Origin of the sequence: Falsiphaeobacter marinintestinus (assembly GCF_007923355.1) — a bacterium.
Taxonomy (GTDB): domain Bacteria; phylum Pseudomonadota; class Alphaproteobacteria; order Rhodobacterales; family Rhodobacteraceae; genus Phaeobacter_A; species Phaeobacter_A marinintestinus.
This window is the reverse complement of the sequence record NZ_VOGO01000006.1, coordinates 259,958-278,273: the sequence shown is the minus strand read 5'-3', so window position 1 is coordinate 278,273 and position 18,316 is coordinate 259,958. Positions and strand designations below refer to the sequence as shown.

Annotated in this window: 14 protein-coding genes and 1 pseudogene; 8 read left to right on the top strand and 7 right to left on the bottom strand. The window is 57.8% G+C overall.

Annotated elements, in window-relative coordinates:
• Window positions 1-15 precede the first annotated feature (15 nt).
• From FOY56_RS14905 to FOY56_RS14890, 4 genes are read right to left on the bottom strand one after another with little or no spacing between them, the layout of a single operon-like run.
• Window positions 16-888 (bottom strand): isocitrate lyase/PEP mutase family protein, encoded by an 873-nt coding sequence (locus tag FOY56_RS14905; RefSeq protein WP_146346654.1) that lies wholly within the window; start codon window positions 886-888, stop codon window positions 16-18.
• A gap of 7 nt (window positions 889-895) precedes the next feature.
• Window positions 896-2,170: a TRAP transporter large permease gene (locus tag FOY56_RS14900; protein ID WP_146346653.1), complete on the bottom strand. Its 1,275-nt coding sequence runs from the start codon at window positions 2,168-2,170 to the stop codon at window positions 896-898.
• Window positions 2,167-2,664: a TRAP transporter small permease gene (locus FOY56_RS14895; RefSeq protein ID WP_146346652.1), complete on the bottom strand. Its 498-nt coding sequence runs from the start codon at window positions 2,662-2,664 to the stop codon at window positions 2,167-2,169. The genes FOY56_RS14900 and FOY56_RS14895 overlap by 4 nt, the downstream gene beginning before the upstream one ends.
• 36 nt (window positions 2,665-2,700) lie before the next feature.
• On the bottom strand, window positions 2,701-3,693 hold the full coding sequence (locus FOY56_RS14890) for a TRAP transporter substrate-binding protein (RefSeq protein ID WP_146346651.1): 993 nt from the start codon (window positions 3,691-3,693) through the stop codon (window positions 2,701-2,703).
• Between the two features lie 386 nt (window positions 3,694-4,079).
• On the opposite strand from FOY56_RS14890, the gene FOY56_RS14885 reads away from it, so the two are divergent.
• The 4 genes from FOY56_RS14885 to FOY56_RS14870 are packed head-to-tail and all read left to right on the top strand — an operon-like array spanning window position 4,080 to window position 9,303.
• A complete protein-coding gene (locus FOY56_RS14885; RefSeq protein WP_146346650.1) occupies window positions 4,080-5,639 on the top strand; it encodes an ABC transporter substrate-binding protein in 1,560 nt (519 codons plus the stop codon).
• 51 nt (window positions 5,640-5,690) lie between these two features.
• Entirely contained in the window at window positions 5,691-6,659 is a 969-nt protein-coding gene (locus FOY56_RS14880) for an ABC transporter permease (protein ID WP_146346649.1), read from the top strand.
• Between the two features lie 5 nt (window positions 6,660-6,664).
• Window positions 6,665-7,594, top strand: coding sequence for an ABC transporter permease (locus FOY56_RS14875; RefSeq protein WP_425468368.1), 930 nt, complete (start codon window positions 6,665-6,667; stop codon window positions 7,592-7,594).
• A gap of 8 nt (window positions 7,595-7,602) precedes the next feature.
• Window positions 7,603-9,303 carry a dipeptide ABC transporter ATP-binding protein gene (locus FOY56_RS14870; RefSeq protein ID WP_342779807.1) on the top strand — a complete coding sequence of 567 codons (1,701 nt, stop codon included), beginning with the start codon at window positions 7,603-7,605 and terminating at the stop codon, window positions 9,301-9,303.
• A gap of 19 nt (window positions 9,304-9,322) precedes the next feature.
• Here FOY56_RS14870 and FOY56_RS14865 read toward each other — a convergent pair whose 3' ends face one another.
• Window positions 9,323-10,723, bottom strand: a complete 1,401-nt coding sequence (locus FOY56_RS14865) for a M20 family metallopeptidase (protein ID WP_146346646.1) — start codon at window positions 10,721-10,723, stop codon at window positions 9,323-9,325.
• Between the two features lie 84 nt (window positions 10,724-10,807).
• On the opposite strand from FOY56_RS14865, the pseudogene FOY56_RS24135 reads away from it, so the two are divergent.
• Window positions 10,808-10,987 (top strand): annotated as a pseudogene (locus tag FOY56_RS24135) (transposase); the annotation flags it as partial.
• 79 nt (window positions 10,988-11,066) lie between these two features.
• Here the strand turns inward: FOY56_RS24135 and FOY56_RS14855 are convergent.
• On the bottom strand, window positions 11,067-11,972 hold the full coding sequence (locus FOY56_RS14855) for a LysR family transcriptional regulator (protein WP_146346644.1): 906 nt from the start codon (window positions 11,970-11,972) through the stop codon (window positions 11,067-11,069).
• Between the two features lie 107 nt (window positions 11,973-12,079).
• On the opposite strand from FOY56_RS14855, the gene FOY56_RS14850 reads away from it, so the two are divergent.
• The 3 genes from FOY56_RS14850 to FOY56_RS14840 are packed head-to-tail and all read left to right on the top strand — an operon-like array spanning window position 12,080 to window position 14,879.
• Window positions 12,080-13,075, top strand: a complete 996-nt coding sequence (locus FOY56_RS14850) for a zinc-binding alcohol dehydrogenase family protein (protein ID WP_146346643.1) — start codon at window positions 12,080-12,082, stop codon at window positions 13,073-13,075.
• A 27-nt stretch (window positions 13,076-13,102) separates the two neighbouring features.
• A complete protein-coding gene (locus FOY56_RS14845; RefSeq protein ID WP_146346642.1) occupies window positions 13,103-14,071 on the top strand; it encodes an LLM class oxidoreductase in 969 nt (322 codons plus the stop codon).
• Between the two features lie 10 nt (window positions 14,072-14,081).
• Entirely contained in the window at window positions 14,082-14,879 is a 798-nt protein-coding gene (locus FOY56_RS14840; protein ID WP_146346641.1) for an SDR family NAD(P)-dependent oxidoreductase, read from the top strand.
• Between the two features lie 633 nt (window positions 14,880-15,512).
• Here FOY56_RS14840 and FOY56_RS23795 read toward each other — a convergent pair.
• Entirely contained in the window at window positions 15,513-18,269 is a 2,757-nt protein-coding gene (locus FOY56_RS23795) for a sulfatase-like hydrolase/transferase (RefSeq protein WP_146346640.1), read from the bottom strand.
• Between the last annotated feature and the right edge of the window lie 47 nt (window positions 18,270-18,316).

Below are 18,316 nucleotides of genomic sequence, written 5' to 3'. Positions count from 1 at the left end.
CTGCAAATGAACGGTTTAGCCGGACCGATAAGAGGATTTGTACGCAGCTGAGGCTTCATAATACTCATCAAAGCCAATCTTGCGCCGCAACTGGGCAAAATCCATCAGCATCGGGTCACGGGGGGTATCATCGGCCAACGCCTGCAATGTCACGGTCATGGCCTGCATTGCTGCAGACATCAGTGCTAGAGGATAGGCGGCTATAGCATATCCGATCTCGTGCAGGTCGGCGTGGCCGAGGTCAGGTGTTTCTCCGCCCTCGACGATGTTTGCCATTTTGGGGCCGGGCAAGTCGGCACAAACCTGGCGCATTTCCTCGGTTGTCTTCGGGGCTTCGACAAACAGGATATCGGCCCCGAGTTCATGGAACATCGCCGCGCGGTCTATGGCTTCGGCCAGACCGTGATCATGGCGGGCATCAGTGCGTGCAAGGATCAGGATGTCATCGTCGCCGCGCGCATCCACCGATGCCTTGATCCGATCAAACGCCTCATCCCGTCCGACCACTTCCTTGCCCGGCGTATGACCGCAGCGTTTGGGGGCCCGCTGGTCTTCGATCATGACGGCGCCACACCCGGCCCGGGCAAACCCACGCACCGTGCGCTGCACGTTCATGGCATTGCCATACCCGGTGTCGCCATCCCCGATCAGGGGGATGGAAACCGCATCGCAAATGTTTCGGGCGCTGTCGACGACCTCGGAATACGACATCAGCCCAAGATCCGGCGCGCCAATACGCGACGCCGATGTGGCAAAGCCAGACATGAACGTCAGACCGAAACCGGCCTGTTCGATCAGTTTGGCCGAAAGGGCATCATAGCAGCAAGGCATCACATGCAGCTGATCCTGTGCCAGCAAGGCACGCAGTTTGTCAGGTTGAGTCGTCATCTGGGGCTCACAATTTGAAAGGCAAATACAACGCAAGATCAGGCCACGCATACAGCAACGCGACACAGAGGAACATCAACAACAGGAACGGCAGGACACCGCGCGCCACATCGCCCAGACTGGCCCGCGCCACCGCTTGAATCACATACAGGTTCAGGCCGACAGGCGGCGTGATCAGGGCGCATTCCACCATGACGACCATGAAGATCCCGAACCAGATCGGGTCAAATCCCATCGCAAGCGCCGATGGAAGCAAAACCGGAGTCATGATCAGCACCATCGAAAGCGCTTCGAACACCAGCCCCATCAAAAGCAAGACAACGCTGACCACCAGGATGAACACAAGCGGTGTATCAATCGCCTGCGCTATCATGGTCGATATGTCTTGCGGTATCCGGTACAGCGTAATCGCCTTGCCGAATATCTTGGCCCCGGCAACGATCAACAGGATCGCCACCGTGGTGATCATCGAGTCAAACACCGCCTCACGAAACCCTGCCCAGCTGAGCGAACGCAGCACAACAACCGTCACAAACAACGCGGCTGAAAAGCCAATTGCAGCAGCCTCGGTTGGGGTGAATGCACCTGAATAAATGCCGCCGATAATAAGCATTGCCAGAGCCATCGACGGAAACGCACGGGCCGTTGCCGTCCGGCGTTCCGACATCGTCGCGGGTGTTCCGGCCCCCTGCACCATCGTGATGCGCGCATGCACCATGGAATAGCCGATGAACAGCACGACAAGCGCCATGCCCGGTCCGACGCCCGCCAGAAACAGCGCGCCTACGGATTCTTCTGTGATGAACCCATAGACGATCATCGGAATAGACGGCGGGATCAGAATGCCCAAGGTGCCGCCTGCGGCCAGCAGCCCATAGACGAAGCGTTTGTCATAGCCACGTGCGATCATGGCTGGGATCGCAACTGTGCCGATGGTCGCCGCCGTGGCGACCGAACTGCCGCTGATGGCAGCAAAGATGGCGCAGGACAGGATCGTCGCGACGGCCAGCCCGCCGGGCCAATGGCCGACCCATGAGTTGACAGCGGCAAACAGATCGTCCCCGACCCCGCCCTTCAGCAACACATTGGCCATCAGCAGGAACAGCGGCACCGCCAGCAAGATGAATCCGTCCAGCGTGGACAAGATGGCTTGCGGTGCCATCAGCGGCGAAAACCCACCCAGCACCAAAAGGGCAAGCCCCATGCCCCCCAAAGCAAAGGCCACAGGCACCCGCGCAAGCAACAAGGAAAACAGCGAGGCAAGAATGATGACGACGGTCATTCGATCGCGATCTCCCGGTCTGCAGCCTGACCGCGAGCCGATCGCACCGCCTCGATCAAGGCCTGGACGAAGAGCAGGGCAAAGCCCATTGGCACTGCCAATTCCACAATCCAACTTGGCAAGTCCAGCATCGACCCCGTTGTGCGCCCGCGTTCAAAAGAATCCCAGAAGATGCCCCACCCCTTCCAGGTCACCATGGCGCTAAAGGCTGCGACCAACAGCATTGCCGCCGCCTCGATCAGATTGCGCGCTCCTGCTGGCAACAGTTGAATCACCGCATCGACTGCGATGTGGCGACGGGCCGAAAGCAGCCACGCCATGCCCAGAAGGCACCCCCAGATCAGACAAAGCTGGCTCAGTTCCGCCGCCCAGATTGTCGGACGAACGAAAAAGTAACGTGCAATGACTTCATAGGTCAGCATGGCACCGGCCGCGACAAACAGACTTGCCGCGACCCAGGCCAGACCAAAGACAAGCCGGTTAAAGACACCCATGTCGACCTCTTGAGATGGTCAGGCGAAGTAAGGGGCTCAAAACCCGCTGGCCGCCTTCAAAATCGCAGCACCCATATCGCCGGTTTTCGCAAGGTAATCGTCATAGACCGATGTCGATGCCTGTTTCCACGCATCAATTTCAGCATCCGTCGGAGTATAGACGGTCATCCCGTTCTCGACCGCAGCCGCATAAGCGTCAGCTTCGATCTGTGACACCCGGTCCCGAACGTCAGTTTCCGCCATGACAGCCGCCTTACTGATCATGTCGCGGTGATCTGCGGGCAAGGCGTTCCACCAGTCCGTATTGACCACAACGATAAATTCGATGTCAGCGTGATTGGTAACGGTGATCGTATCCATGACTTCCCACAGTTTGCGGGATTTGACGCCGGATACGCCGGTCATACCGACGTCAACCGTTCCGCGCTGATAGGCCAGATACTGCTCCGAGCCTGACACCAGCGTCGGTGCCCCGCCTGTCGCAGTCACAAAATCCCCGAGCGTTTTGCCAAAGACCCGGGCTTTTTTGCCCTTCATGTCTGCAGGTGTCTTGAGCGGCCCGCCATTGGTCAGCATGATTGCGCCGCCATAAGCTTGCCACCACAAAACGGTTGACCCGGTGTCCTTGATCGCTTCGTCGATTGGCCCGCGTACGGGTGATCCTGCAGCCACTGCCGCACGAACCTTGTCTTCGCTGTTCAGAAGGAACGGCATGTAAAAAACATCAACGGCCGGAATGTCACCAACGTAGCGGGTTAGCGACGCAACGCCTGCTTCTATTGACCCTGACCCGACCGCCGCAGGCACTTCCTTGTCTTTGTAAAGCTGTGCAGAATCATAAATTTCGACCGAGATATCACCGCCGGACAGTTTTTCGACCTCGTCCTTGAAGAGGACAAGATTTTGCCCGAGGTGGCTTTTCAACGGCAGCTGCAACGAGATCCGCATGGTCGTGTCAGCCGCGAACGCCTGCGATGACACCATACCAAGCGCCAGCGCCGCGCCAGTAAAGATATGCTTGTTGAACATTTCAAAATCCTCCCAAATCAGAATGCGTCTCGGCACTTTATTGAACACTAACAAGATCACAAGACATTCCATGGCGCATGATTGCCTATCACCGCGTGGAAAGGATGTGCGGGGAGCCATTCGTGACACGCCGAAGACCGTTGTGGATGAAAGGCGAACCAGACCCGCGCCTGGTGCGGTCGGGGAGATGGGACTGCCATGGCTGCTTTTGCAGGCAACATCTTTCGAATTCTATCAAATGCAAGGCGTCGGCGCATTCCGTCAGACATCCTGACCTTTGCACTGCCTTGATTGCGTTCTTTACGCGGCTCTCCGGTGTAGTATGGTCGAAGTAAGAGCGCGATGTCAGACATGACGAGACGTTCGCATAAAACACGGAGGAAGAAATGCACTTCAAAAAACTGCTAACCGTTTCGGTTGCGGCCCTAACGGTCGCCAACCCGGCATTGGCTGAAAACGTGTTGCGCTGGACCAGCCAGGGTGATGCGTTGACCATGGACCCGCATTCGCAGAACGAAGGCCCGACCATCGCGATGAACGGCCAGATTTATGAATCTCTGGTCACCCGCGACGCCGAACTTAACCTTCAGCCCGAACTGGCCGAAAGTTGGGAAGCTGGTGCCGATGGCTGGACGTTCAATCTGCGCAAAGGCGTGAAGTTCCACGACGGGGCGGATTTTACCGCCGAAGACGTGGTGTTTTCATTTGAGCGCGCCAATCACGAAGCCTCGGACTATAAAGAGCAGGCCAAGAACGTCACTTCAGTCGAAGTCATTGACGATCACACCGTCAAGCTGATGACAGACGGCCCGAACCCGATCCTGCCGAACCAGTTGACCTCGATCTATATGATCGACAAGGGCTGGGCCGAGGCAAACAACGTGGTTGCCCCTCAGGATTTCAAGGCAAAGGAAGAAACCTATGCCGTGCGGAATTCCAACGGCACCGGCCCGTTCGCTCTGGTCAGCCGCGCACCGGACGAGATGACAGTCCTGGCGCGTAACGCCGACTGGTGGGGCGAAGGCATGTTCCCCGGCAATATCGACAAGATCGAATATCGCCCGATCACCAATGCGGCGACACGCGTGGCAGCACTTTTGTCGGGCGAAGTCGACTTCGTCCTTGATCCGCCACTGCAGGACATCAAGCGAATCGAAAGCTCGGATGGGCTTGGCGTAAAGACAGTCGCCCAGATCCGGTCGATCTTCTTTGGCATGGATCAGGGGATCGATCAGCTTCGCACCTCGGACGCCGAAGGCAATCCGTTCAAAGATGCCAAAGTGCGCGAGGCCTTTAACCTGGCCATCGACAAAGCTGCGATCCAGCGTGTCGTGATGGAGGGTCTGTCCTTCCCGACTGGCATGATCACACCGCCGGGTGTTCTGGGCAACACGCCCGAAAATGACCCGTCGTATGGGTTCGATCCGACAAAAGCCAAGGCACTTCTGGCCGAAGCGGGATACCCCGATGGGTTCTCGATCCAGCTGGATTGCCCCAACAACCGCTACAACAACGACGAAAAGATCTGTCAGGCTGCGGTTGCGATGCTGGCGAAGATCGGCGTCAAAGTGAACCTCGACGCGATCCCGAAAGCGCAGCATTTCCCCAAGATCCAGAAGCGTGAAACCGACTTCTACATGCTGGGTTGGGGTGTGCCAACGCTCGATAGCCACTATGTTTTCTCGTATCTTCTGGACGGCGAAGGATCCTGGAACGCGACCGGTTACAGCAACCCGCGTGTGAACGAGATCACCACAGCGATCGTCACCGAGATCGACATCGACAAGCGCACAGCCCTGATCGACGAGGCGTGGACGCACGTAAAAGCGGACATGCCGTATGTGCCGATCCATCACCAGGTTCTGGCGTGGGGTATCGCGGACAACGTAGACATCCCGATTGCCGCGGATGATGCCTTCCGTCCACGCTATGCCGTCATGAAGTAAAAGAACTGTCGGGGCGGGTTTCGGCCAGCCCCGACGCAAATTGGCGCTCATATGCTTTTTTTTATTCTCAAGCGGCTATCGCAATCGATACTGGTGATGGCCATCGTTTCGGCTGTCAGCTTTTCGCTGTTCAACTTTGTTGGTGATCCGGTCAACAACATGGTCGGCCAGGACGCCACGCGTGAACAACGCGTTGAAATCCGACAGCAACTTGGACTCGATGATCCGGTGCTGACCCAATACACACGGTTTCTGGGCAATATGCTTCAGGGTGATTTCGGTCTCAGCTATCGGATCAAACGGCCGGTCGACGAGTTGATATTCGAACGCCTTCCAGCGACGCTTGAGTTGGTCTTCGTCAGCGCGATCATCGCGCTTTTGGTCGGGATAACCATGGGCGTTTATACCGGGATACGGCGCAAGTCATGGGCCAGCCGGGCAATCCTGTCGATCTCACTTGTGGGTGTCAGCCTGCCGACGTTCATCATCGGGATCGCATTGATCTATATTTTTGCGGTTCATTTGCGGTGGTTGCCGTCATCTGGGCGCAGCGGAACGGTCGACCTAGGGTGGTGGAAAACCTCGCTTCTAACCGTGGATGGCTGGCGCGCAATCATACTTCCGGCCATCACGTTATCCCTGTTTCAGCTGACCTTGATACTGCGGCTTGTTCGGGCCGAGATGTTAGAGGTGATGCAGACCGACTTTATCAAGTTCGCCCGGGCACGCGGCCTGTCCGAACGCGCCATCAACTTTCGTCATGCGTTGCGCAACACATTGGTGCCCGTCATCACCATCATCGGGATCAACATCGGCGGGCTGATCGCCTTTTCCGTCATCACCGAAACGGTGTTTCAATGGCCCGGTACGGGGTTGATGTTCATTCAGGCCGTCGACTTTGTGGACGTACCAATCATGGCGGCTTATCTGGTGTTCGTTGCGTTGCTGTTTGTTCTGATCAACCTGGTTGTCGACATCCTTTACTTCGTCGTTGATCCTCGCATCAGGCTGGGGGACTAATGTCGATGCAACAAGACCACCCGATGACCCGCTGGGAGCGGTTCAAAGACAACGACATCGTCTGGTCGTTCCTGCATTCACCCGGTGCAATTGTCGCCGCTGCGATCACATCGATTGCCATTCTGGCGTGTTTGTTTGCCCCTCTGATCGCGCCATTCGATCCGTTTGACCCAAGCCAGATCTCGCTTTGGGATGGCAAGTTGCCACCAGCCTGGATCGAAGGCGGGCAACCGCAATACCTGCTTGGAACCGACAATCAGGGCCGCGATATGCTGTCGACGATCCTTTATGGCGGGCGGCTTTCGATCCTTGTTGGGTTGGCAGCGGTTTGCCTTGGCATGGTGCTTGGCGTGACGCTGGGTGTGATTTCGGGATATGTCGGCGGCGTGACGGATGCGGTGATCATGCGCATTGCGGACGTCCAACTGACCATTCCAGGCATCTTGCTGGCGATCCTGATCAACGGGATCGGACGTGCGTTCCTGCCGTTGGAGTTGCGCCAGGAGTTTGCGATTTACGTTGTCATTTTCGCTATTGGCCTGACCGACTGGCCGCAATTTGCGCGTGTGGCGCGCGGCGCGACAATGGTCGAGGCAAACAAAGAATACGTTCAGGCGGCGCGCATCATCGGGTTGCCCGGCTGGCGGATCATGCTGCGCCACATTCTGCCCAACACCCTGCGACCTGTTCTGGTGATCGCCACGATCGGGCTTGCGCTGGCCATCATCGCCGAAGCCACTTTGTCGTTTCTGGGACAGGGCATACCGCCCACGACACCTTCGCTGGGAACGCTGATCCGGGTCGGCAACGAATACCTGTTTTCAGGCCTGTGGTGGATCACCTTCTTCCCTGCCATCGCACTGGTGGTTCTTGTTTTTGCCGTTAACCTTCTGGGCGACTGGATGCGTGACGCCCTAAATCCAAAACTGAGATGACAGACCTTTTGAAAATTGACGGCCTCGATGTCGAATTCCCGACCCGCCGCGGCACGGTTAAGGCGGCAAGGGGTGTCAGTCTGACCGTTAGCCCCGGAGAAGTCCTGGGGCTTGTGGGGGAATCCGGCGCTGGAAAGTCCACCATCGGCAATGCCATTATTGATCTTCTCGAAGCACCAGGGCGCGTGAGTGCCGGTTCGATTTTGTTCGAAGGTGAAGAGCTGCGCGGACGCAACGAAGCCGAGATGCGACGCATCCGCGGCGACCGGATCGGGATGATTTTTCAGGATCCACAAACCTCCCTGAATCCCCTGATGACAGTGGGTGCACAGCTGGTTGAGACCATCGAAAAAACAAATGACCTGAGCGCGACCAAAGCCGAAGAACGCGCCATCGAGTTGTTGGAACAAGTCGGTATCACCGAAGCCAAAGCACGTTTGCAGGCGTATCCGCACCAGTTCTCGGGGGGGATGCGGCAACGGGTGGTCATTGCGCTGGCGCTGGCGGGCGACCCTGATCTGATCATCGCGGACGAGCCGACCACGGCGCTGGACGTGTCGATTCAAGCGCAGATCCTCGACCTGATCAAGCAGCTTTGTCGTCAGCGGGAACTGGGCGTTATCATTGTGACTCACGATATCGGCGTCATCGCCAATATCGCGGATCGGGTTGCGGTTATGTACCGTGGCGAAGTGGTTGAGACCGGAGATGTCGCGCAGATCCTGGGCGCGCCTGAACATGAGTACACCAAGTCACTGATCGCCGCTGTTCCGCGCGCGGACAGAAAACTGGACCGGTTTTCTTCAGTCGATTATATCGAGGGCGGCACAAAACCGTTTCAGCGGATCGACATCCAAACCCATTGGTTGGGAAAATCGCTGCATGATCGCCGCAGTGGCGCGGCGATCGAGGTCGAGAACCTTGGTCTTTCGTTTGTGCTTCAGAAGTCTGTGCTCAAGCGAAACCGCAAGATGTTGCAGGCCGTTGACGATGTCACCTTTACGGTCGCCGAAGGTGAAACCTTTGGGCTGGTCGGCGAATCCGGCTCGGGCAAGTCGACTGTCGCGCGACTGATCGCCGGGCTTTATCGACCGGATGCCGGGAACATTCGTGTGATTGGACAGGATGTTGTCTCGTCTCCGCGCAGTGCAGCGGCCCGCGAAGCGCGTCGCGCATTGCAGATGATTTTCCAGGATCCCTATTCATCGCTGAATTCACGTATGCGGGTGCTTGATATCGTTGCCGAACCAATCCGGTTTTACAAACTGACGAGCAGCGAGGCTGAAACCCGCAAGATTGTCGGAGACCTGCTGGACCATGTTGGTCTTGGGGCCAAAGCTGCGCTGCGCTATCCGCACGAGTTTTCCGGAGGGCAGCGCCAACGCATATCCATTGCCCGTGCCCTGGCGTCGCGACCGCGCATCCTGATCTGCGATGAACCGACATCGGCGCTGGATGTGTCGGTGCAGGCAACAATTCTGAACCTTCTGAAGGACCTGCAACAGGAACTTGGGCTGACCATGCTGTTCATCAGCCATGACTTGCCCGTCGTGCGCCAGATGTGTGACCGGATCGCCGTTATGCGGCATGGTCGCATCTGCGAAGTGTCCGAGACCGAAACCCTGTTCAGCGCACCTGAGCACGAGTATTCGCGCCACTTGTTGGATCTGATGCCGCGTATGGATTTGTTGGGAAGTGCGCGGGCCTGAAAAACCTGACCTTCGAAACTTAGTCAGGGGTGTGTTCACCCAAATCCCAATACAAACCGGCCATCAAGCCAAGCGCCTGCTTCGCCACGGGTATCAGCATGTGTTCGTCAGGAGCGTGCTGATTGCAGCCGCCATAAGAATGCGGGATCCAGATTGTTGGCAACCCAAGAATGTCCATGAACACATGGTTGGGAAGTGACCCACCAAGATTGGGCGCCAAATGCGGGGCGACACCGGTCGTGCGTTCAAGCGAGTCGACGACTCGGGCCACCCAAGGATTGTCGGGGGCCGAGCGGGTGGCGGGGAAAAAGCCGCTCTCCTCTTGCTCCAGAACAACCTGCTGGAACCCTTTGGCATCAAGATGGCGGCGCAAAGCGGGAAGGATGTCATCAGCGTCGGTTCCCGTCACGAAACGCAATTGGCAAGTTGCGCGGGCCTTTCCTGCAATCGCGTTCACCGGGGCCGAAGGTACGCCGCTTTCCATGGCGAGCACTGCAAAGGAGTTCCAGCCGTAAACCCGTTCCTGAGGCGTCAGGTTTTCTTCCCCCCAATCTGCATCGATCTGTGGTCCGACCGGCAAAGGCAGCTTTTCGATCACGGCACGGATATCCGGTGTCAGACTGGTCGGGTGCCATTCCGGCACTTGAACCTGCCCGCGCCGGTCCGTGATTGTGGCAAGGGCATGAGCAAGGATCACAGCAGGGTCAGCCAAAAGCCCGCCCCAGTTGCCCGAATGATGCGCGCCATCGCGCAACTCGACGGAAAGGCTGAAATTCACGGCTCCGCGTGCCCCAAGAAACACCAGCGGCACCTCAGGCGACATGCGCGGCCCGTCCGAGGCGATCAGAACGTCCGCAGCAAGCAGGTCTTTGTTCTGTTCGCAAAATTCGACAAGCCCGGGCGAACCGGTCTCTTCGCTCATCTCAAAAAGCCAGATCGCGTTAAACCCGAGGCGTCCACGGGCGGCGAGGACACATTCAAGCGCCTGCAGATTGATCAGGTGCTGCCCTTTGTTATCTGCCGTGCCCCGGCCATAAAGGCGGTCTCCCTCTTGGCCAAGCTCAAAAGGCTGGCGGTCTTGGCCCCACTCGCCTTCCTGTCCACGGGTAACATCCCCATGCCCATACCCAAGGACGGTTGGTAAAATGGCATCTTCAATCCGGCGCGCTACCAGAAACGGATGGCCCAAGGGGTTAGAGTGGATCGTGCAAACAAACCCAGAAGTGGTCAGACGCGGAATCAGCATCTCTGCGAGATAGGCCTGCATCTCGTTACACCGCTGCGGATTCTGACTTTCCGTGGGGCGGGAAACGATCTCCGCCAGGTCCGACGCGAACTGCCCACTGTCGACAAGCGTTTGCGCAGCTTGTATCACGCCTGTGCGACCAGAAACCGGGTCGCGACCTGTTATTGGTTTCATATTACCTTGCCCCTCAAATCGTAAGCGAACCACCGTTTGGTCCTGCCTAGGGTGTTACGGCAAAAATGGCCACCATCGGTATATTTCGCCGATCTACCCCTCATTCTTACTCATTTGGCGGATCGCTACAGCGACACTAACCGTCCATCAATCGATCCCGAGCCTGTAATCCGGATGCTGTTGGTCGGCATTTGCTTGGATATCCGGTTCGAGGGGCGACTTTGCGAAGTCTTGCATCTGAACTTGTCGGCGGAACGCTACTGCACGAGTCGCCGTTATCAATCGGGCAGCAGCCCAATCTGATCGTACAGCCGCAGTCTGTGCGTATATCACCGGCGAACCGTTATTCGCTCCAGTCGGAGCGGTTGCCCAAATGCCCGATTAAGAAGTCCATGAAAACCCGCGTCTTGGGAGTCAGCACATTCGATCGCGGATAGACGAGCCAGAGTACTGAGTGGTCGTTCACGTGCCACTCTGGAAGAACCCGGACAAGTCGGCCCGAGGCGATTTCATGGGCAACGCTCCAGAGCGAGTTCACAGACAGTCCAGCCCCCGCGATGGTCGCTTCGCGCTGCGCATCGCCGTCATCCAGGATGGTTCGGCAAACCATGTTTGCAGGGTCGAGTGTGGCGGTTTCACCAGCCGAGCTGATCAAGTCTCGCCGCTCAATATTATTCCATGCAATCAGGTGATGTCCTGACAACTCCGAAGGTGCCGTCGGAACGCCAAAGGCCTTCAGATAGGCGGGCGATACGCACAGAATGCGCGTGTCGTCGGCAAGCTTACGCCCCTTCAGACTGCTGTCGGTCAACGGAGCGCTGCGCAGGGCGAGATCGAAGCTGCCCTCGATCGCATCGAAACGTGTGTCCGACAGGCGCAGGTCAAGTGTGAGATCAGGATAGAGCACGTGAAACTTCGGGAGCAGCGGCATGATGTGCAGTTGAGCAAAACTGCTAGGCGCCGCGAAACGCAACGTGCCTTTCAGTCCAGTCTCTGGCCCTCCAAGAACTGCCTTGGCAGCATCGGCTTGCGCAAGTATTTCGCGTGCATAAGGGAGGAAATCTGATCCTTCGATTGACAGGGACACCTTGCGGGTCGTGCGGTGCAGAAGCTCAACCCCGAGTTCCTGTTCCAGCTTGACCAATCGCGCACTGGCGACTGCCGGTGCAAGGCCAAGCTCACGTCCCGCAGCAGAAATATTGAGCCGCTCGGCCGCCATGACGAACAAGCGCAGATTATCGGTATCCATGGTGATTATATTTCAAAACCGAAAAAAGAAATCCAATAACAGTCGTTTTTTTGAAATTTCGCAAGAGATAACCTAGATTCCAGGACAACTTCACTGAGGACATGCGCGTGAAAGCTATTGGTTACACCACCGCCGGGGCTGCGGCTGAATTGAATCTCGTGAAGGTCGAGCTGCCGGATGTCGGCCCCCGCGATATTCTGGTCGAGGTCAAAGGCGTTTCGGTCAACCCCGTGGACGTCAAGCTGCGCGGCGCAGTTCAACCGAACGGCGGACCGCGTGTGTTGGGTTTTGACGCCGCGGGTGTCGTGACACAGATCGGCGACGCCGTCGCAGGTTACAAGATCGGCGACGAGGTGTTCTATGCCGGAGACGTGACGCGCGCCGGAACCAATGCCCAGTTCCACGCCGTCGATGAACGGATCGTCGGGCGCAAACCGCAAAGCCTCGATTTCGCCGAAGCAGCCGGGCTTCCGCTGACGTCGATCACGGCTTGGGAGATGCTCTTTGACGCGTTCCGCCTGACCGAAGGCAATGGCGAAGGGCAAAACCTGCTGGTTATCGGCGGGGCCGGCGGTGTGGGCTCAATCCTGATTCAGTTGGCCAAGACGCTGACCAAACTCACCGTGACTGCCACCGCCTCCCGCCCCGAGACCCAGAACTGGGTGCGCAAGATGGGGGCGGATCACGTTGTCGATCACCGTGGCGATCTTGTCGCCCAGATCGCTGCCCTTGGCATCACCCCGACCCACGTCGCTTCACTCACCGCAACGGATCAGCATTGGCCGGCCATCATCGAAATGATTGCTCCGCGTGGGCAGATTGCGCTGATCGATGACCCGGAGGTGCTGGATATCAAACCAGCGAAACCGAAGGCGCTGAGCATTCATTGGGAGTTCATGTTCACCCGCTCTATGTTCGGAACCAAGGATATCGAAGTACAGAGCGATTTGTTGAACCGGATATCAGCGATGGTCGACGCAGGCACCCTGCAATCCACCGTGACCGAACACGCTGGCCAGATAAGTGCAGAAACCCTGCGCGCCGCCCACATCCGCCAGGAAAGCGGAAGCGTGATCGGCAAGCAAGTCTTGGAAGGATTCTGAGCCATTCACGCCAAAAGAAGATCACAGATGCTGGATCATACAGAGAAGAAGGCGTTCCCACGCCTCAACCGCGCCTATAATTCGGTCTTTCAACCCGGTCGGTTGAGCGTTGGCCTCGTGGTACCACTAGAGAGTTACGCACACACCGCAGTGCCCGACATGACACGCCATATCCAGCGCGCTCAACTGGCGGACGCACTGGGGTTCTCGGCACTTTGGCTGCGCGACGTGCCGTTCAACGTGCCGTCCTTCGGCGATGCTGGGCAGGTCTTTGATCCCTTCGTCTACCTCGGTGCTCTTGCGGCCTCGACCCAGGACATCGCTCTCGGCGTGGCCAGCATCGTCCTGCCGCTTCGGCACCCGGCGCATGTGGCGAAGGCCGCCGCCTCGGCGGACATTCTTTCCGGCGGTCGGCTGCTGTTGGGCGTTGCCTCGGGCGACCGGCCCGATGAATACCCGGCGCTGGACATGGGGTTCGAAGACAGGGGCGCGCGGTTCCGCGACAGCGTTGACTACATCCGCACGATGGCTGAGGCCTACCCACAGCATCAGACCGCGCACGGCACGTTGTCCGGTGGAATCGACATGCTACCCAAGCCTGTGGGCGGACAATTGCCGCTGCTGATCACCGGCGGCAGTCAGCAATCGCCTGACTGGGTCGCCCGCAATGGCGACGGCTGGATGACCTATCCACGCGATGCGGTGGCGCAGGGACGTGTGGTGGCCGAGTATCGCCAACGGATCAGCGAAGCGGGCCTGCCTGACAAGCCGGTGATGCAATCGCTCTACGTGGACCTTGTCGAGCCCGCAGACTCGCCGCCCAGACCAATCCACCTCGGCTTCCAGTCAGGCACCGACTACCTGCGGCGCTATCTTTCGCAAGTCCGTGACCTCGGCATCAACCACGTCGCGCTGAACCTGCGGTTCAACGAGGCGAAGATCGAGGCCACCCTGCAACGGCTGGCGGCCGATATCCTACCCGAATTCACAAGTTAGGAAAAAACACATGAGCAAGACCATCCTTATCACTGGTGCGACCGACGGTATCGGCCTGCTGACCGCGAAGACGCTCGCAAAGGAAGGCCACAAGGTGCTGCTCCACGGTCGCAGTGCCGAAAAGCTGGAGGCCGCTTCAACGGAAGTCGTCGGCGCGCCGGACACCTATCGCGCCGATCTGACCCGGCTGGAAGAGGTCGAGGCGTTGGCAAAAGAGATCATGGCCCGCCATGATCGGCTCGACGTCTTGATCAACAACGCCGGAGTCCTCAAGACGCCGCAACCCCGCACGCCCGAGGGGCTCGATACGCGCTTTGTCGTCAATACCATCGCCCCTTACCTGCTGACACAACGTCTGTTGCCGATCATCCAGGCGACTGGCCGCGTGGTGAACCTCTCTTCGGCGGCACAGGCCCCTGTGGACGTGGAGGCCCTGCGCGGCAAACGAAGCCTCGATCACATGGGTGCCTATGCCCAGAGCAAGCTGGCAATCACGATCTGGACGCAAGAGATGGCTCGGGCGCATCCGGACGGACCCGCATTCATCGCCGTGAACCCAGGTTCGCTGCTGGCGTCCAAAATGGTCAAAGAAGGCTTCGGTGTCGCGGGCAAAGATTTGGGCGTGGGGGTCGACATCCTGCGCCGAGCCGCGCTGTCGGATGAGTTCGCACAAGCATCCGGTCGCTATTTCGACAATGACAGCGGAAGCTTTGCTCAGCCCAACCCCGCAGCGCGCGATAAAACGCATGTGGCCAGCGTCATGACGGCAATCAGGGATCTCGCTGGAAAAGACCGGCAGGCTTGTTAATGTTTGCCGATTGCATCGGAAGTGCCCTGCGGTACGGGACGCAGGAGACTTGATTGAAAACACTTCGAACAACCTGGCCCAAAACTACATTCCCGCATCCTGGCACCGCTGCGAGCGCCAGCACAGGCTGACGCGCGATACTGCTCGATCAATCATGCGAGTTTAGAGTCGGAGGTCGCGCCGCGCCCTGAACAGATCGTTGAACGCCCCGGCGAGCGGCACGGTTCGTTCGCCAGATCGCCTCGATCAGCGGAAGTGGTAGCCGATGCCTTGTCGTGCCCGATGCAGGCGGAGTGCCTGCTGCTCCCCTGGCGTTGCATGTGGTCCATGAGAATTTGGGTCAGTCTGCATTCCCTACTGAACGGCAATGGCGTGGGCGACTGTCAGTTTTCTCTGGTTTGAAGTGGTTTTTTTGTCCTCGGGGCGAGAACAGCCCAAATGCGTGACATCATCCGGATCGAATACCCGATCTGTTTGCGGCAATGAACTTGAACACCTCTGTGATGTCACACCGCGTTCTTCGCTGCAAAGCTCAACATTGTGGACGCCATCGCCAGTCTCGATCCGCTTGACCCAGCCATGGATGATTGCGGCGCAAGGCTCAAACTGACTATCTCAGATCAACCGTCCAAGTCAGAAATAGTCGATATCGTTAAATAGAATGGACGTGTCGTAGACAGACATCACTGTCAGCGTATTGCCGTCGCCAAAATCGAACACGACATCCGCCCCATCAACCCGTGCGAAGGTCAAGATCTGTTTGCTGGTCAATGCCCCGCCGCCCCATAGGGTGCTGTCGAACCTCAGCGTGTCAACGTTGTCCACAAAATCCAGGACCACGTCAGCGCCAGAGCTGTACACAAACACATCCGAGTTCGACCCTCCCTCGAGTGTGTCGTCTCCGGCGCCGCCGCTCAAGTTGTCTACACCTGATCCACCTGCAAGTATGTCGGCTCCGTCTCCGCCAAACAGAAAGTCCCTGCCTGAACCGCCGCTCAGATCGTCATCGCCTGCATCGCCAGACAGAGTGTCACCGCCGGACCCTCCAAACAGTATGTCGTTGTCGTCCCCGCCATATAAAACGTCCCGGTCCGCCCCTCCGCTGAGGATATCGTTTCCAATTCCACCGAAAAGGAAATCGCGACCGTTGTCCCCAGACAAAATGTCATCTCCGGTGGCACCAAATAGGGCGTCCGAGCCTTGATTCCCGGACAGGTCGTCGGCCCCGTCACCGCCATCCAAAGCATCGTTTCCAAGTCCGCCGATGAGGGTATCGTCGCCTTTGCCGCCACTCAGATCGTCGGCGCCGCTGCGCCCGTCGATGGTATCGTGTCCGTTTCCGCCGCGGATCTCGTTCCCGGCCGTATTGCCCGAGAGTTGATCGTCGAACGAACTGCCATGCATGTTTTCGATAGACACAAGCATGTCGCCAGATGCGTCGCCCTTGTTCCGGCTGGGAAACTTCAGATCGACTGTCACACCAGATGTGGCGACCCAATACGCTGCCAAATCAGTTCCTTCGCCGCCATCCATATAGTCGGCACCGCTGCCGCCCACCAGAACCTCATCCCCCGAGCCGCCTTTGATGATATCATCGCCAGCCCCACCCGACAAAACCGAGTCGCCGCTGCTGCCCTTCAGAAAATCGTCGCCCGCTTCGCCAAACAACTGGTCGTCACCGCCACCGCTGTAAATGATATCCTGTCCCGACCCACCGCTCAGGATGTCGTCGTTATATCCGCCGTGAATGCTGTCGTCGCCATCTTCGCCATAGATCTCGGACCGCAGACAGGTCGAATGAATGTCGTCATTTCCGGCGCCGCCGTAAGCAACCTGATCATATCCGTCGAGCGTGATGAAATTGTCGAGCGTATTGCCCCACACCGTGATCGCCCCGGAGACGTATTCTTTCACATGCAGGTTTTCGATGTTGTCCGACATGGCATAGCTGACGCTGGTGAAAACCGTATCAATGCCTTCGTCCGCAGCTTCAATCACGGTCGCATACCGGTTGTTGATGAAGTACAGGTCGTTCCCCTCCTGTCCTGCGGCAGTGTCGCTGGCATCGGACAGAACAAAGGTATCGTTTTCGGCCCCACCGGTGACGCTGCCTTCCACGTGCTGGAAGGGAACGGCCTGATACAAGGCCGCCCGCTGTTGCACCAGGATGTCGGCATACGCCGGATCAAGCGCCAGATTCACGGTCTGAGCCGGATCTGCGATCATGTCATACAGCTCCTGCGAGCCGTCTTCGTACAAAATGTAGGCGTAGTCATCGGTGCGAAACAGAACCGACCCGTACATCCATGTGACCGAAAACCCCGGCCCTTCGGCGCCGTCTTCGCCCAGTACCAATGACATCAGGGACGTGCCATCCAGATGATCGGGTGGATCCATCCCCGCCATTTCGACAATCGTCGGAAAGATATCGACAAGGTTCACCGGGTCGTCGACTTCTGTTCCGCCGTTCACGTTGCCTGCGGTTTTGACGACCAGCGGAACTTTGGCCGCTTCTTCCCACAGGGTGAACTTGCCCCAGGTATTGTCATGATCGCCCAGGTGAAACCCGTGATCACTGAACAAAACGATGCTGGTATCGTCATAGATCCCTTCATCTTCCAAGGCGTCCAGCAACCGGCCAATCTGGGCGTCCACAAAGGACACGCTGGCCAGATACCCCTGCATGAACTGCTTGGCCTTTTCGATGGTTTCGGGCACGGTTCCCCGCCCTGGCAACTGATCCAGGATGAACGCGGGTATTCCGCTTATGTCGTCCCCATCCAGTCCCGGAACAACGATGTCCTCTATCGGGTACAGATCGAAGTATTCCTGTGGAACAACCCAACTCAGATGCGGCTTGAACAGACCCACATTCAGCATGAAGGACTCGTCGCCATGATCCTCAAGGAACTCGATCGCATAATCGACGGTGATCGAGTCGGCCATGTCGGACTCTTCAAGCGGGTCAGGCAGGGGTTCGGCCAAACTCGACGCTGGGTTGCCGCCTTTGTACCCCTGCAGGTGCTGATAGTCCGAAAACATCTGACTGGCGATTGACCAGGGAATGTAACCGCTGTGCAGGATCTTGCCAAAGCCGCCGACCTCGTACCCGGCCTCTAGAAAATACGCGGGCCATGTCTGGTCCGCCGTAATATAGTCTCCCCAGGGCTGGACGTTGGAATGCACGCCCGTGTTGTGCGTCATCAGCCCGCTCAGCGTCGACGTCCGCGCCGCATTGCAGATTGCTTCGGGCGTATAGGCGTTGGTAAAGTTGACTCCTGTATCAAGAAGACGGTCAATGTTCGGGGTGTGTATCTGGGATGAATACGCGCTGGATGGCCCGGCCCACTGGGCTAAGTCATCAACACTAATGACAATCAATTTGCTCATGTGCTCAATTATAAAAAGTTAATAAACGGTTAATATCTGAGAGACTC